Here is a 15,001-nt window from a genome sequence, read left to right as displayed (position 1 = left end):
GATCAGCTCCGCAGCGCGACGCGGCGCGTGCGGAAACGGCCCGGCCGGTTGCGGTCCGCGCGCTGTCGAGCTGATGTCGTAGACGATTCGCGCGACGGTGGCGCGGTGGCGCGTCGTCCGGTCCGCTGCGATGAGCGCGGGGGGATGTCACGCGGCGCCGGTGCCGACCGCGTGATGACGTAGACGATTCAGCTCCAAAGCGCCGTGTGAGGCACCCCTCGCCGCTGCGGCGGGAGCGCGGGCCGACGGCGGGGGCGGCGACACGAGCGCCGTGGGCGGCCACTCGCCCGCCCCGCGCAGCGTCAGACCGGCGGGACCAGCAGGGCGTGCAGGGCCTGCGGATCCGTCACCTCGGGCAGGTCCAGGGCGGCGAGCCAGGCCGCGGCGGCGGCGCCGTCGCCGGCGCTGTGCAGCGGCGCGTCCGGCCACCGCCGGGCGACCTCGGCCCGGACCGCCGAGGCGAGCGGGGTGTCGCCGGTCAGCAGGCCGCCGCCGAGCACGATCGGGGCGGCGTCGCCGGCCGGGCGGATCCGCGCCGCGCTCTCCGCCAGGTGCGCGGCGGCCTCGTCGAGGAGCCCACAAGCGACCGGCTCGTCGTCGACGGCGGCGGCGACCACGAGGGGCGCGAGCCGGGCCAGTTCCACGGGGGGTCGCCGGGTCACCGTCTGGACCAGGGCGTCGACGGTGTCCCGGGGGCGGGCCGCCACCTCGGCGGAGCCGAGCAGTTCGGTGAGCACCCCGGTCGCCAGCCGGCCGGGTGCGTGCCCCCGGTCGAGGTCGGCCAGCAGCCGGCGGACCGCCTCCCGGCCCAGCCAGAAGCCCGAACCCGCGTCGCCGAGCAGCCAGCCGTGACCGTCGGCGACCCGGTCCAGCCGCAGCTCCCGGACCCCGGCGGCGATCGCCCCGGTGCCGGCGATCAGCACCGTGCCGTCCGGGCTGGCGGTGCCCGAGGCGTACGCGACCAGCGCGTCGCCGTGCACCGCGTACGGGCAGCGTAGGCCGGCGTCGCGCCAGGCCCGGTCGAAGGCGTCGCGGCCCGCCGGATCGGCGAGCAACCGGCCCGCCCCGGCCAGCCCGATCGTGCCGCCACGCACCCGGGCGGGATCGACGCCGGCGAGCGCCTCCCGCAGGGCGGCCAGGAGTTCGCCCGCAGCCCGTTCGGCACCGTGGCTGGTGGGGTTTCCGCCGCCCGCCCGGCCACTGCCCAGCCGCCGCCCGTCGAGGGTCAGGGCGGTCGCCCGGGTGGACGTACCCCCGACGTCGAGGCCGACCACGACGCTGTCGGACATCCGCACCCACCTCTCGATCGACGCCGCGTTCATGCTGGTCGGCCCGGCGGCGGTGGGCAAGGGGCGGACAGGCTCGGGAGCCGTGCGCCAGGTAACAGTTTGAAAACTTCGCCCGCAGCCTTGACACGGAGGGGCCTTTAGTAAGAACTTTTACCACTAACAGTTAACACTCTTTTCCGAAAGGTGCCCCATGGTTGATCACGAGGTGGACACCTCCGCGGGGACCGCGGTGGTCGACGCCGGCGCGGTCGACCGGCGGGGTGCGCTCGGGGTCGGCTCCGACGGCGTGCTGGCGCGGGTCCGGGCCGGCGCGGGCGAGCTGACGGGGGCACTGCGCCGCGTCGCCGAGCACGTGCTCAGCGACCCGGAGGCCGCCGCCCGGGCGACGATCGTGGAGTTGGCCGAGCGAAGCGGCACCTCCCCGGCGACGATCACCCGGTTCTGCCGGGCGATGGGCTTCGACGGCTACGCCGACCTGCGACTCGGCATCGCCGCGGAGACCGGCCGGGCCCGCTCGGCGGGCTGGACCGTCGACATCGGCCGCGAGATCCAGCCCAGCGACCCCCTCTCCCGGGTGCTCGACCAGATCATGGCCGCCGACACCCGCGCCATGCACGACACCGCCGCGCTGCTCGACCTCGCCGAGGTGGAACGGGCCGCCGTCGCCATCGCCGGGGCGTCGAGGGTGAACATCTTCGGGGCCAGCGGCAGCGCCCTGGTCGGCGAGGAGATGCAGTTCAGCCTGCACCGCATCGGGGTGGCGGCCTGGGCCTGGAACGACGTGCACGAGGGCCTCGCCAGCGCGGCCCTGCTGCGCCAGGGCGACGTGGCACTCGGCATCTCGCACACCGGCCAGACCCGGGAGACCATCGAGATGCTCGCCGAGGCGGGCAGCCGGGGCGCGACCACCGTGGCGCTGACCGGGTTCCCGCGCTCGCCGCTGGCCGAGCTGGCCGACATCGTGCTGCTCACCGCGAGCCAGGCCACCACCTTCCGCCCCGACGCGCTCTCCGCCCGGCACCCGCAGCTGGTCGTGCTCGACCTGCTCTACATCGCCGTCGCCCAGCGCACCCACGACCGCGCCCACGCGGCCTTCCGGCGTACCGCCCAGGCCGTCGACGGGCACAAGGCCGCGAAGGGGGCCACCGCATGATCAGCGCCCAGGGATACGCCGACGCCGTCCGCCCGGTGCTCGACCGGCTCGTCGACGCCAGCGCCGACGCGATCGGCGCCGCCGCCGACCTGATCGCCACCAGCCTGCGCTCCGGCGGGGTGCTCCAGGCGTTCGGCGCCGGCCACTCCGAGGCGTTCGCCGCGGAGCTGGTCGCCCGGGCCGGCGGCCTGGTGCCCACCAACCGGCTCTCCCTGCACGACCTGGTGCTGCACGGCGACGCGCCGCGGGACGTGCTCGCCGACCCGAAGCTGGAGCGCGACCCCGCCATCGCCCACCAGCTCTACGCGCTGGCGGCCCCGCAGCCGCGGGACGTGTTCGTGGTGGCGTCGCAGTCCGGCATCAACGGCTCGGTGGTCGAGCTGGCGACGCTGGTCACCGGACGCGGCCACCCGCTGATCGCGGTCACCTCGGTCGCGCACACCGCACGGGTCGCCCCGCGGCACCCGTCCGGCCGGCGCCTCGCCGACCTCGCCGACGTCGTGCTGGACAACGGCGCGCCGTACGGCGACGCACTGCTGCCGCTCGAGGGCGGCGGCGCGGTCTGTGCGGTCTCCTCGGTCACCGCGGCGCTGCTGGCGCAGCTGCTGACCGCCGAGGTCGTACGACGGTTCCACCAGGCCGGGGAGGTACCCCCTATCTACCTCTCCGCCAACGTCCCCGGCGGGGACGAGCACAACCACGCCCTCGAGTCGAGGTACGCCGGGCGCCTCCGGCGGACCGCCTGACCCGAACATCCCAAGGAGAGACGACGATGTCGATTACCCCCGACAACCCGGCCGACCTGAGCCGCCGGACCGTGCTGCGCCGGGCCGCCGCCGTGGGTCTGCTCGCCACCCCGGCCGTAGGCCTGCTGAGCGCCTGCGCGACCAGCGGCGGCGACGAGAAGAACGAGCAGGTCGCGGACGGTAAGAAGAGCGCCACCAACCCGCTCGGGGTGGCCGAGGACGCCCCCATCGAGGTGGTCATCTTCAACGGTGGCTACGGCGAGAAGTACGCCACCGACGTGCACCAGCCGCTGTACAAGAAGGCGTTCCCGAAGGCCGAGATCAAGCACCAGTCGACCCAGGCCGTCTCCACCGTTCTCCAGCCGCGGTTCGCCTCGAGCAACCCGCCGGAGTTCGTGAACAACTCCGGCGAGAAGATGATGGACTTCGGCGCCCTGGTCGCCGACGGCCAGCTCCAGGACCTCACCGAGCTGTGGGACGCCCCGTCGGTCGACGACCCGAACAAGAAGGTCCGCGACACCGTGGTGCCGGGCACCGTCGACGTCGGGTCCTTCAACGGCAAGCCGTACGTCCTGTACTACGTCTCCACCGTCTTCGGCATCTGGTACTCGGGCAAGCTGTTCAAGGACAACGGCTGGGCGCCGGCGAAGGACTGGTCCGAGTTCACCGCCCTGCTCGACAAGATCAAGGCCAAGGGCATCACCCCGTACGGCTACGCCGGTGCGAACGCCGCGTACTACCAGTGGAACGTGATCCTCACCCACGCGGCGAAGATCGGCGGCACCGACGTGCTGAAGAACATCGACAACCTGGAGGACGGCGCCTGGCAGCAGGACGCGGTCAAGCAGGCCGCCACGGCGTGGGCCGAGATCGGCGCCAAGTACGTCGACAAGAGCTTCGAGGGGCTCAAGCACACCGACGTGCAGCTGCGGCAGAACCAGTACAAGCTGGCGTTCTACCCCAGCGGCGACTGGCTGGAGGGCGAGCAGAAGAAGGACACCCCGTCCGGCTTCGACTACCAGCTGATGCCGGTGCCGAGCCTGTCCGCCTCGGACAAGCTGCCGGCGACGGCGCTGCGGGCGACCGCCGGTGAGGGCTACTTCGTCTCGGCCAAGAGCAAGAACCCCAAGGGCGGCCTGGAGTACATGCGCCAGATGCTCTCGGTGGCCGGCGCGAAGGGCTTCACCGAGACGGTCAAGGCCCCGACCGTGGTCACCGCCGGCTCGGAGGGCTTCGCCTTCCCGCCCGGCGTGGCCAGCTCGCAGGCCGCGCTCAAGGCCGCCGGCCAGGACGTGTTCAACATCTACTTCGACGGCTGGTACAAGGAGCTCGACACGGAGGTCCGCACGGCCACCAACGAGCTGATGTTCGGCCGGATCAAGGCGGACGCCTTCGTGGAGCGCATCCAGAAGCGTGCCGACGCGATCAAGAAGGACAGCTCCATCACCAAGTTCAAGCGCTGATCGGGGCGTGAGGGTCATGCGGCACGGCAAGTATCCGTTCGTGATCGGGTTCCTCTTCGTCCCGGTCACGCTGTACGTGGTCTTCGTCATCGCGCCGTACGCGCAGGCGTTCCAGATCTCGATGACCAACTGGCGGGGGTTCTCCGCCCCGCAGTGGGTGGGCTTCGACAACTACCGGAGGTTGTTCGACGACGACAACTTCTGGAAGGCCGTCCAGCACCACGGCGTACTGCTGCTTGCCCTGCCGCTGATCACCATCGCCATCGCGCTGTTCTTCTCGTTCATGCTCAACGTGGGCGGGAAGAGCAGCGGCGGGCAGCGCCAGGGAGTCTGGGGGTCGAAGTTCTACCGGGTGGTGTTCTTCTTCCCCCAGGTCCTGGCGGTGGCCATCATCGCGGTGCTGTTCCAGATGGTCTACCGGCCGAACGAGTCCGGCCTGATCAACGGTGTGCTGATGAAGCTCGGCTTCGACCCGGTGCTCTTCCTGATCCGGCCGAACCTGGCGCTCTGGTCGATCATCGCGGTGCTGGTCTGGCAGGCGGTCGGCTTCTACGTGGTGCTCTTCTCGGCGGGCATGGCCTCGATCCCGGGCGAGATCTACGAGGCCGCCGAGATCGACGGGGCGAGCCGGGTGACGCTCTTCTTCCGGGTCACCCTGCCGCTGCTCTGGGACACCCTCCAGGTCGCCTGGGTCTACCTGGGCATCGCCGCCTTCGACGCGTTCGCCATCGTCTCGGTGCTCTCCGTGGACGGCGGCGGCCCGGACGGCGCGACCACGGTGCTGGCCATGGAGATCTACCGCAACGCCTTCGTCTACTCGAAGTACGGCTACGCCTCGGCCATGGGCGTGGCGTTGTTCTTCCTCACCCTCACGTTCGCGGCGTTGACGCTGCGGCTGACCAAGCGGGAAAGCGTGGAGTACTGATGAACCCGCAGACGACGCTGCCGCCGACACCGGCGGCACTACCGCCGAAGAACGTCAAGCCGGGCGCCGCGGGCAAGCGCGGGGGCGGGGGCCGACGCTCGGAGGTACGGTTCTTCGCCAGCCTCGGGCACGTGGCGCTCGCGGTCTGGGCGGTGATCGTGATCGTGCCGATCCTCTGGACCTTCCTCGCCTCGTTCAAGAACACCACGGAGATCTTCAGCAGCCCGTGGACGCTCCCGGCGGAGCTGCGGTTCGAGAACTACGCCCGGGCGTGGACCAAGGCCAACGTCGGCCGATACTTCCTGAACAGCGTGATCGTGGTGACGTTCAGCGTCCTCGGCACCATGCTGTTCGGTTCGATGGCCGCGTACGTGCTGGCACGTTACAAGTTCTGGGGCAACCGGGCGGTCTACTACCTGTTCGTCTCGGGGCTTGCGTTCCCAGTCTTCCTCGCCCTGGTGCCGCTCTTCTTCGTGGTGAAGAACCTGGGGCTGCTGGACACCCACACCGGGCTGGTGCTGGTCTACATCGCCTACTCGCTGCCGTTCACCGTGTTCTTCCTGACCGCGTTCTTCAAGACGCTGCCGACGTCGGTCGCCGAGGCGGGGATGATCGACGGCTGCTCGCACACCCGGCTGTTCTTCCAGGTGATGCTGCCGATGGCGAAGCCGGGCCTGATCAGCGTGGGGATCTTCAACATCATCGGCCAGTGGGCGCAGTACCAGCTGCCGCTCGTGCTGCTCTCCAACGCCAAGGAGAAGTGGGTGCTCACCCAGGGCATCGCAGACATCTCGGTGAACGCCGGCTACGAGGCCGACTGGTCCGGCCTCTTCGCCGCCCTGACCATCGCCATCCTCCCGATGATCATCGTGTACGCGATCTTCCAGCGCCAGATCCAGTCGGGCCTCACCTCGGGCGCGGTGAAGTAGACCCGGGCGGGTCAGGGGTGCCAGGAGCGCCACAGGGCGGCGTACGGGCCGTCGGCCCGGACGAGCTCGTCGTGACTGCCGAGCTCGGTGATCCGGCCGCCCTCCAGCACCGCCACCCGGTCGGCGTCGTGAGCGGTGTTGAGGCGGTGCGCGATCGCGATGACGGTCCGCCCGGTGAGCAGGGCGGCCAGGGCCCGCTCGGTGCGCCGGGCGGTCGTCGGGTCGAGAGCGGCGGTCGCCTCGTCGAGGATCAGCGTGTGCGGGTCGGCGAGCACCAGCCGGGCCAGCGCGAGCTGCTGGGCCTCGGCGGCGCCGAGCTGGTGCGCCCCGTCGCCCAGCAGGGTGCCGAGGCCGTCGGGCAGGCGGGCGTGCCAGTCGGCGCCGACCGTGGCCAGCGCCGCGCGCATCCGGTCGTCGGAGGCGTCCGGGGCGGCGAACGCGAGGTTGTCGCGTAGCGAGCCGATGAACACGTGGTGTTCCTGGGTGACCAGGGCGATGCGCCGCCGGCGTTCGGCCGGGTCCAGGTCGGTGACCGGGCAGCCGCCGACGCTGACGACCCCCTCCCGGGGCGCGTCGATCCCGGCGAGCAGCCGCGCCAGGGTGGACTTCCCGGCCCCCGACGGCCCGACGAGCGCCAACCGTTCGCCGGGCCGCACCTCGAGGTCGATGCCGTGCAGCACGTCGGGTCCGCCGCCGTACGCGAACCGGGCTCCCCGGACGACCAGCCGCTCGTCCACCGGCGCGGCGGCCCGACCGGGCCGCTCCGGCGGCACCTGACCGACGCCGAGCACCCGGGCGAACGAGGCGAGGCCGCGCTGTGCCTGCTCGGTCCACATGAGGATCCGGTCCAGCGGGTCGATCGCCTGCTGAAGGTAGAGCGCGGCGGCGACCACCGCGCCGAGGGAGACCGCACCCCGCGCGAGCAGGAGGCCACCGACCAGCAGCAGCGCGGCCACGGGCAGCGGGTGACTGGCCTCCACCACGCTGAAGAACACCGTGCGCAGCGCCAGGGTCTTCCGCCGGGCGGCCCAGACCCGGGCTATGCGCGCGGTGCCGTGCCCGATCCGTTCGTCGGCGAGGCGCAGCGCCTCGACCGTACGGGCGCCCTCCGCAGTGCTCGTCAGCGTCTCGGTCAGCTCGGCGGCGACCGCCCCCTCGGCCAGGTACGCCGGGCCGGCGCGCCGCAGGTACCACCGGGTGACCAGGGCGATCGTCGGCAGCCCGGCCAGCGCGACGAGCCCGAGCAGCGGGTGCAGCAGGAAGACCGCCCCGAACAGCAGCACCAGCTGCACCGAGGCGATGACGATGACGGGCACCACGTCCCGGACCGTGAGGCCGACGGTGGCCACGTCGACCGAGCTGCGGGTCGCCAGGTCCCCGGCGCCGGCCCGCTCGACGACGCCGACGGGCAGGTTCAGCGTCCGCTCGACGAACTCCTCGCGCAGCCGGGCCACGGCCCGCTCGCCGAAGCGGTGGCCGGCGTACTGCGCGTAGCGCGACAGCAACGTCTGCACCAGCACGGCCCCAGCGATCGCCAGGGCGAACCGGTCGACGGTGGCGACGCCGGCCCCCGCGGACACCCGGTCGACGATGCTGCCGAGCAGCCACGGCGGAGCGAGCCCGGCGACCGTGGCGGCGGCGTGCAGCGCCAGCACGACTCCGACCGCACGCCGGTCCCGGGCGATCAGGCCCCGGGTCGCCCGGCGCACTGTGGCCCGGTCGGCGACCGGCAGCCCGCTCACCGCAGCGCCTGCTCGGCGTCGGCGTCGCCACGGGCCACGAGCCGCCGGTAGCCCGGGTCCCGGTCGAGCAGGTCGGCGTGTGAGCCGGTGGCGGCGACCCGCCCTGCGACCAGGTGCGCGACCTCGTCGGCCCGTCCCAGCAGCAGCGGCGAGGTGGTGAGCACGACGGTGGTCCGTCCGGCCCGCGCGCGGCGCAGCCGCTCGGCGATGCGCGCCTCGGTGTGCGCGTCGACCGCCGAGGTCGGCTCGACGAGGATCAGCACCTCCGGTTCGGCGAGCAACGCCCGGGCCAACCGGACCCGTTGCCGCTGGCCGCCGGAGAGGGACCGGGCCCGGGTGTCCAGCGGGGTGTCGAGCCCGTCCGGCAGGGCGTCGACGACGTCCTCGGCCGACGCGGCGTGCAGGGCGGAGGTGATCCGCTCCCGGTCACCGTCGGGGCGAGCCCCGCGCAGCACCTCCCGCAGCGTCCCGGCGAACAGGTAGGCGTCGTGGTCGGCGACCAGGATGCGGGCCCGCACCTGGTCGAGTTCGACGGCGGTCAGCGGCACGCCGCCCCAGGTGGCGTCGCTGACGGCGTACCGACCGAGCCGGTCGGCCAGCGCGAGGGCGTCCGCCGGGTCGGCGGCGGCCACCGCGGTGAGGCGACCGGCCCGGACGGTCAGCCCGCTCGACCGGTCGTACAGGTCGGCGGGGCCGCCGGGAGCCGGGACAGGGCCGGCTGGATCGCCGGGGGCCGGGACGGGGCCGGCGGGGCCGCTGGGGGCCGGGACAGGACCGGCGGGCCTGCCGGAGGGCGCGACCGGGGTGTCGGGACCGGCAGGGGCCGCGACCGGGGTGGCGGGGCGGGCCGGCTGGCGGCTGCCGGGAACCGTCGCCGCGCGGGCACGGGCCGGCGTGTCGCGCGGCCCGCCCACGTTGTCCGGCTCGACGGCGAGCAGGGCGACGATCCGGCGGGCCGCGACCCGGCCCCGGATCAGTTGGTGGCCGCCCTCCAGCAGGAACCAGACCGGCACGACGAGAGTCGCGACGTAGCCGTAGACGGCGACCAGCTCCCCGACGCTGATGTCGCCGGTGACCGCCATCCGGGCCGACAGCCACACCACCGCCGCGAGGAACAGCCCGGGGACGGCCACCGTCGCCGCGTCGATCCAGCTGTTCACGGAACCCACCCGGTATCCCTCGACGAGCAGGTCGCGGGAGCGGGCCGCGTACCGGCGGGCGAACAGGCCCCGGCCACCCACCCCGGCGAGCACCCGCAGCCCGGCCACGATGTCGCCCGACCGGGCGGTCAGCTCACCCTGCCGCTGCCGGTAGACCGACTCCGCCCGCTCCAGCCGGCGCAGCAGGGGAGCGACGACCAGGACGACCGACGGCACGCCCACCAGCACGCAGAGCGCGAGCAGGGGCGAGATCGACCAGAGCACGACGGCGACGACCAGGTATGCGACCACCGCGCCGATGCCGGGCCCGGTCACCGTCATCACCTGCGCCGCCCGGTCGATGTCGGTGCCGCCGACCGTGGCCACCTCGCCCGCCGCGGCCCGGCGTGGCAGCACGGCGCCGACCCGGGACAGCCGGCGGAGCACCACGGCGGCGGAGCGCGCCTTCGCGTCCTCCCGGATGAAGGTCATCGTGCGGTGCCGCATGATGCCCAGCCAGGACAGCCCGACGCCGGCGACGACGATCGCCGCCACCCACAGGGCCAGGGCCCGGTTGTCGCCGGCCCGCAGTCCGTCGTCCACGGCGCGGGAGATCAGGTAGGGCCGGACCGCCAGGCCGGTCATCCAGGCCGTGCCGAACAGGCTGCCGCGCAGCACCCGCCACGGCTGGCAGCGGACCAGCCACCACAGGTACCGCATCGGCCCCCGGATGTCCGGGGTGCCGGGCTCGGGATGGGGGATCCGTGGTGGCACCGGTCAACGCTAGCGAGCCGGGCACCGCCGCACCGCCCCGTTTCCGCCGTACCGCGCCGTCGTTTCGTCGCCGGCGCCTGCGGCCGACCCGTCCCGGTGCGGGGGCCGCCGGGGTGGTTGGTGGGTGGAGTGTCGCAGGGGCGAGGCAGAATCACATCCGTGCTGGTGGCGGTGGTCTCGGACGAGCGGGGCGGGGGAGTGCTGCAAACCCTCGACGCCGCGGGGCAGCCCGTCGGCCCGGTGCAGCCGGTCACCGACCTGGCCGCGGCCGTCGCGGCGCGCGAGGCGGCGGACCGGCCGCGCTGGGTGTGGGCCTCCGGCGCGACCGTCTACCCGGCGCTGCTGCGCGCCGGGGTGCGGGTCGAGCGCTGCCACGACGTCGAGCTGACCGAGACCCTGCTGCTCGGCCACGCCGGCCGCTGGGGCGAGCCCCGTTCGTTCGCGGCGGCCTGGGCCCGGCTGACCGGCGCGCCGGTGCCGGCCGACCCGCCGCCCCGGCCGGCCGCGCCACCCGGCCACGGGCAGGCCGCGCTCTTCGACGCCCTGCCCGGCCCGCCGGGCCCCGGCGTCGAGGCACTGACCCGGGTGTACGCCGACCAGCTCGCCCGGATCGCCGCCACCGAGCATCCCGGCCGGTTCCGGCTACTGGTCGCCGCCGAGTCGGCCGGCGCGCTGATCGCCGTGGAGATGGGGGCCGCGGGGCTGCCCTGGCGGGCCGACGTGCACGACCAACTCCTCGCGGAGCTGCTCGGTGAGCCGTCGCCGGTGGGCGGCCCGCCCCGCCGGCTGGCCGAGCTGGCCGCGCGGATCGCCGACGCGTTCGGCGTACGCCAGCTGCACGCCGACTCCCCGGCGGAGCTGTTGCGGGCCTTCGCCCGGGCCGGGGTGGAGCTGCCCAACACCCGGGCCTGGGTGCTGCGCGGGGTGGACCACCCGGCGGTGCCGCTGGTCCTGGAATACAAGGAGCTCTACCGGATCTGGACGGCGCACGGCTGGGCCTGGCGCGACGCCTGGGTGCGCGACGGCCGGTTCCAGCCGGAGTACGTCCCGGGCGGGGTCGTCTCCGGCCGCTGGGCCACCCGGGGCGGCGGCGCGTTGCAGATCCCCAAGGTGATCCGGCGGGCGGTGGTGGCCGATCCGGGCTGGCGGTTCGTGGTGGCCGACGCCGGCCAGCTGGAGCCGAGGGTGCTCGCCGCGGTCTCCGGCGACGCCCGGCTCGCCGCCGCCGGTGGTGCCGGCGACCTCTACGCCGCCCTCGCCCAGGACGCCTTCGGCGGCGACCGGCCCCGGGCCAAGGTGGCGCTGCTCGGCGCGATGTACGGGCAGACCGGCGGGGCGGCGGTGCCGGCGCTGGCGGTGCTGCGGCGCAGCTACCCGACGGCCTTCGGCTACGTGGAGGCGGCGGCCCGCACGGGGGAGGCCGGCGGGCTGGTGCGCTCCTGGCTGGGGCGCACCTGCCCGCCCGGCACGGCCGGGTTCGGCGACCCCGACGCCGACCTGCCCGACGGCGGCGACGATCCGCAGTCGCCGCGGGCGCGGGCGGCCCGGTCCCGGGGACGGTTCACCCGCAACTTCGTCATCCAGGCCACCGCCGCCGAGTGGGCCTCGACCCTGCTGGCGACGCTGCGCGGCCGGCTCGCCGCCACCGGCGGCGAACTGGTCTTCTTCCAACACGACGAGGTGATCGTGCACTGCCCGGCGGAGCGGGCCGACGCGGTCGCCGACGCGGTCACCCGGTGCGGCGAGCAGGCCGCCGCGCTGCTCTTCGGCGACACCCCGGTCCGCTTCCCGCTGGACCTCTCCGTCGTCGACTGCTACGCCGACGCGGCCTGACGGCTCCCGCCCGCTCAGGAGACGCCGGAGTCGGGGTTGGCGGCGTCCCACGCGTGCCGTGACTCGGCGATGGCGTCCTTGTGCGCCAACGACCAGTCGGCCAGCTGCCGCACCAGGTGGGTCAGGCTCCTGCCGCGCTCGGTCAGCTCGTAGGTGACGGTCACCGGGACGGTCGGGTACGCGGTGCGCAGCACCAGGCCGTCGCGCTCCAGGCGGCGCAGGGTCAGGGTCAGCATCCGCTGCGAGATGCCGTGGATGGCCCGTTGCAGCTCCCGGAACCGGCGGACGCCCGAGGAGAGCTCGACGATCGCGAGCACCGACCACTTGTCGCCGATGCGGTCGAGCACGTCTCGGATGCCGCAGTCCGGGTGCTCGGGCAGGCCGCAGGGCGCCAGCGCGTCGGTTACCGCCGTGTGCCCTGCCGACATCGAAGTGCCTCCTTGTGACCGCGTCCGTGGTTCCCGACGATGAGGCTAGTTCCGATTCGGTACCACCGAAAGGCTCGCCACATGCTGCTGGTCACCGGCGCCTCCGGGCACCTGGGCTCCCTCATCCACGCCGGGCTGGTCGAGCGAGGGCTCGCCCCGCTCGCCGGCACCCGTACGCCCGGTCGCTTCGGCGACGCCGGGCGGAGCGTGGACTTCGACGACCCGGCGGGGCCGGACCTGACGGGCGTACGCGTGCTGGTGCTGGTCTCCGCCGGCTACGGCGAGGACGACGTCGTCGTCGCCCGCCACGACCGGGTGATCGCCGCCGCCGAGCGGCACGGGGTACGGCACGTGGTCTACACGAGCCTGGTCGGCGACGGCGACCACCTTGCCTTCGCGCTCGCGCACCGGTGGACGGAGCGTCGACTGCGGGAGAGCCGGCTCGACTGGACGATCCTGCGCAACGGCCTCTACGCCGAGCTGTTCGGTCAGCTGGCCGCCCCGGTCGCCGGCGCGGTCACGGCCCCGTTCGGCACGGGAGCGCTGGCCGCGGTGGCCCGACAGGATCTGGCCGACGCCGCCGTGCGGGTGGCCGCCGACCCGGCCGTCCATCGCGGCCGCACGTACGAGCTGACCGGGCCCGTCGCGCTCACCGCGGCCGGCGTCGCCGTCGAGTTGGGCGTGCCCTACCGCCCGGTGTCGCTGGGCGAGCGGCGTGCCGCCCTGACGGGCCCGGGCCTGCTGCCGTTCCAGCCGGCCATGCTCATGTCGATCTACTCCGCCACGGCGGCCGGGTTCCTCGCGCGGACCCACGGCGACCTGGCGCGCCTGCTGTCGCGTCCGCCCCGCGACCCGATGCCGGTCGCGGTCGCCGCCGCCGGGGCGCCGTCCTGACCGTACGCACAGCCTCGACGGGGCTGCCCACCTTCGAGCCAGCCGCGCCGGAGACGGGCGACGCGGTGCGGTTCCGGGCCGGTAACGGTTGCACTATTTTCCCTTTTCGCCCCGCTACCCGGTCTGCCTTCTCCTCGTTGCTCCCGATGTCCGTACGACGGAGCGGGCCGTGCCCTCGTGTCACGGCCCGCTCCACGGTGGAGGGGGCCCAGCTGAACCGGATCGCAGGAATGATCATCGCCGCGGGCGGGGGGCGCCGCATCGGCGGTCCCGAGGCGCTGCTGCACCAGGGGGAGAAGCCCCTGGTGAACCGGATGATCGACACGATGACCAAGGCGGGCTGCGAGCGGATCGTGGTCGTGCTCGGCGCCGCGGCCGACCAGGTCCGCGAGACGGCGGACCTGAGCCAGGCCACGGTGGTGATCAACCGGGCGTGGGGGACCGGCGTCGGCTCGTCCATCCGGGCCGGCCTCGCCGCGCTCGACGACGAGGGCATCGAGGCAGTCGTGGTGGTGCCGGTCGACATGCCCGGCCTGACCGCCACCGCCGTGCGTCGGGTCGTCGCGCTGCCGTACCCCGACGTGCTGGTCTGCGCCACCTACGACGGGCTGCGCGGCTACCCGATGCTGTTCGGACGCCGGCACTGGTCCGGCATCGCCACCCTGGCCAGCGCGGACGTGGGCGCCCGGCCCTACCTGCTCGCGCACAAGGACCAGATCGTCGACATCTCCTGCGACTCGGTGGCCGACGGCAGCCGGGTCGACACCCCGGAACTGATGGCGCTCTACGGGCTGACCGTTCCACCCCAGCGCATCGGCGCCTAGGTGACCGACAGTCGCGCGGCCCGGGGGGTCTCAGGGTGCGGCGCGCCGTACGACGAGTCCCGGTGAGGGCGTGGGCCCGGACGGACGGGCGACCTGCCGGGCGGCGGCCAGGATGTCCGGCTTCTGCGCGATGATCGGCGGGCCGGGGCACTTGTCGTGCCCCCAGGCCTTGCCTCCCATGCTGTGATGGCCGAGGCCTGTGCCCGACGGGTCGGCCGTCAGGGCGAGCGGGACGCCGCACTCCTCGTGCACCCTGGCGAAGATCCGGCCGAGGGCGGCGATCTGCTTGTCGGTCAGCCTCTCCCAGCCGGGATGGCTGGCGTGGTGCGGGCTACCGACGCTGAACCCGGAGCACTCCACCGAGAGCCAGTGCCCGTTGCCGGCTCGCTGGGTCCAGGCCTTGTCCGCCGTGTCGACCATCTGCGCGATGTCACCCTCACGACTGACGATGAAGTGCGAGGAGGTTTCGGTGTCCGGGTCCTGCTGGTGGCTGATGGTGCCCTCATAGGTGCCGTCGGCGATGTGTACCACCAGGCCGCGAACCTCCACCATGCCGTTCGGGACCCGGTTGGCGGTGGGGCCGCGCCAGCTCGCGAGATCCTCCCAGAGGGCCATCGGATGCTCCTTTCGGCGGACGCCGGTGCGGATGGCCGGCCGCGGGCTCGACAACCCGAACGTATCGTCGTCCCCACTCCCGTTGCCGGCGATTCGGCCGACTGGTCGTGTGCGCCCGGGGCAGGTCGCTGACGGCGGATCGCCCAGATCGGCCCTCCGCTCGGCCTGCACCCCGTCGGCGGCTGTCCGCTCCGGCCACCGCCCCCATGCCGGGCCGCTGTTCCGCTAGCGTCGGCGGGCGCGGCAC

13 protein-coding genes are annotated in these 15,001 nt (G+C 73.9%); 8 read left to right on the top strand and 5 right to left on the bottom strand.

Annotated elements, in window-relative coordinates:
• Window positions 1-302 precede the first annotated feature (302 nt).
• Window positions 303-1,289, bottom strand: a complete 987-nt coding sequence (locus OG989_RS28190) for an N-acetylglucosamine kinase (RefSeq protein WP_327028993.1) — start codon at window positions 1,287-1,289, stop codon at window positions 303-305.
• A gap of 190 nt (window positions 1,290-1,479) precedes the next feature.
• On the opposite strand from OG989_RS28190, the gene OG989_RS28185 reads away from it, so the two are divergent.
• The 5 genes from OG989_RS28185 to OG989_RS28165 are packed head-to-tail and all read left to right on the top strand — an operon-like array spanning window position 1,480 to window position 6,505.
• The gene (locus OG989_RS28185; protein WP_327028992.1) at window positions 1,480-2,442 is read left to right on the top strand and encodes a MurR/RpiR family transcriptional regulator; all 963 of its coding nucleotides are present in this window, start codon (window positions 1,480-1,482) and stop codon (window positions 2,440-2,442) included.
• Window positions 2,439-3,188 (top strand): sugar isomerase domain-containing protein, encoded by a 750-nt coding sequence (locus tag OG989_RS28180; RefSeq protein WP_151453225.1) that lies wholly within the window; start codon window positions 2,439-2,441, stop codon window positions 3,186-3,188. Before OG989_RS28185 ends, OG989_RS28180 begins: the two co-directional genes overlap by 4 nt.
• 26 nt (window positions 3,189-3,214) lie before the next feature.
• The gene (gene ngcE / locus OG989_RS28175; RefSeq protein WP_151453224.1) at window positions 3,215-4,651 is read left to right on the top strand and encodes an N-acetylglucosamine/diacetylchitobiose ABC transporter substrate-binding protein; all 1,437 of its coding nucleotides are present in this window, start codon (window positions 3,215-3,217) and stop codon (window positions 4,649-4,651) included.
• Window positions 4,652-4,667: 16 nt separating this feature from the next.
• The gene (locus OG989_RS28170) at window positions 4,668-5,576 is read left to right on the top strand and encodes a carbohydrate ABC transporter permease (RefSeq protein WP_151453245.1); all 909 of its coding nucleotides are present in this window, start codon (window positions 4,668-4,670) and stop codon (window positions 5,574-5,576) included.
• Entirely contained in the window at window positions 5,576-6,505 is a 930-nt protein-coding gene (locus OG989_RS28165) for a carbohydrate ABC transporter permease (protein WP_151453223.1), read from the top strand. Before OG989_RS28170 ends, OG989_RS28165 begins: the two co-directional genes overlap by 1 nt.
• A gap of 11 nt (window positions 6,506-6,516) precedes the next feature.
• Here the strand turns inward: OG989_RS28165 and OG989_RS28160 are convergent, their stop codons facing one another.
• Together OG989_RS28160 and OG989_RS28155 are read right to left on the bottom strand one after the other, a co-directional pair.
• Window positions 6,517-8,247 carry an ABC transporter ATP-binding protein gene (locus tag OG989_RS28160; RefSeq protein ID WP_151453222.1) on the bottom strand — a complete coding sequence of 577 codons (1,731 nt, stop codon included), beginning with the start codon at window positions 8,245-8,247 and terminating at the stop codon, window positions 6,517-6,519.
• The gene (locus tag OG989_RS28155) at window positions 8,244-10,160 is read right to left on the bottom strand and encodes an ABC transporter ATP-binding protein (RefSeq protein WP_327028991.1); all 1,917 of its coding nucleotides are present in this window, start codon (window positions 10,158-10,160) and stop codon (window positions 8,244-8,246) included. Before OG989_RS28155 ends, OG989_RS28160 begins: the two co-directional genes overlap by 4 nt.
• Before the next feature lie 129 nt (window positions 10,161-10,289).
• Here OG989_RS28155 and OG989_RS28150 point away from each other — a divergent pair, with 129 nt between their 5' ends.
• On the top strand, window positions 10,290-11,993 hold the full coding sequence (locus OG989_RS28150; RefSeq protein ID WP_327028990.1) for a bifunctional 3'-5' exonuclease/DNA polymerase: 1,704 nt from the start codon (window positions 10,290-10,292) through the stop codon (window positions 11,991-11,993).
• A 14-nt stretch (window positions 11,994-12,007) separates the two neighbouring features.
• Here the strand turns inward: OG989_RS28150 and OG989_RS28145 are convergent, their stop codons facing one another.
• Window positions 12,008-12,421 carry a winged helix-turn-helix transcriptional regulator gene (locus OG989_RS28145; protein WP_327028989.1) on the bottom strand — a complete coding sequence of 138 codons (414 nt, stop codon included), beginning with the start codon at window positions 12,419-12,421 and terminating at the stop codon, window positions 12,008-12,010.
• A gap of 81 nt (window positions 12,422-12,502) precedes the next feature.
• On the opposite strand from OG989_RS28145, the gene OG989_RS28140 reads away from it, so the two are divergent.
• Window positions 12,503-13,315, top strand: coding sequence for an NAD(P)H-binding protein (locus OG989_RS28140; RefSeq protein WP_327028988.1), 813 nt, complete (start codon window positions 12,503-12,505; stop codon window positions 13,313-13,315).
• 230 nt (window positions 13,316-13,545) lie between these two features.
• Window positions 13,546-14,139: a nucleotidyltransferase family protein gene (locus tag OG989_RS28135; protein ID WP_151453217.1), complete on the top strand. Its 594-nt coding sequence runs from the start codon at window positions 13,546-13,548 to the stop codon at window positions 14,137-14,139.
• A gap of 30 nt (window positions 14,140-14,169) precedes the next feature.
• Here the strand turns inward: OG989_RS28135 and OG989_RS28130 are convergent, their stop codons facing one another.
• Window positions 14,170-14,754, bottom strand: a complete 585-nt coding sequence (locus tag OG989_RS28130; protein WP_327028987.1) for an N-acetylmuramoyl-L-alanine amidase — start codon at window positions 14,752-14,754, stop codon at window positions 14,170-14,172.
• Between the last annotated feature and the right edge of the window lie 247 nt (window positions 14,755-15,001).

The sequence above is a fragment of the Micromonospora sp. NBC_01740 genome (genome assembly GCF_035920365.1).
Lineage (GTDB): Bacteria > Actinomycetota > Actinomycetes > Mycobacteriales > Micromonosporaceae > Micromonospora > Micromonospora reichwaldensis.
Note: the sequence above shows the minus strand (reverse complement) of the source record. Positions and strands in the feature narration are given on the sequence as shown.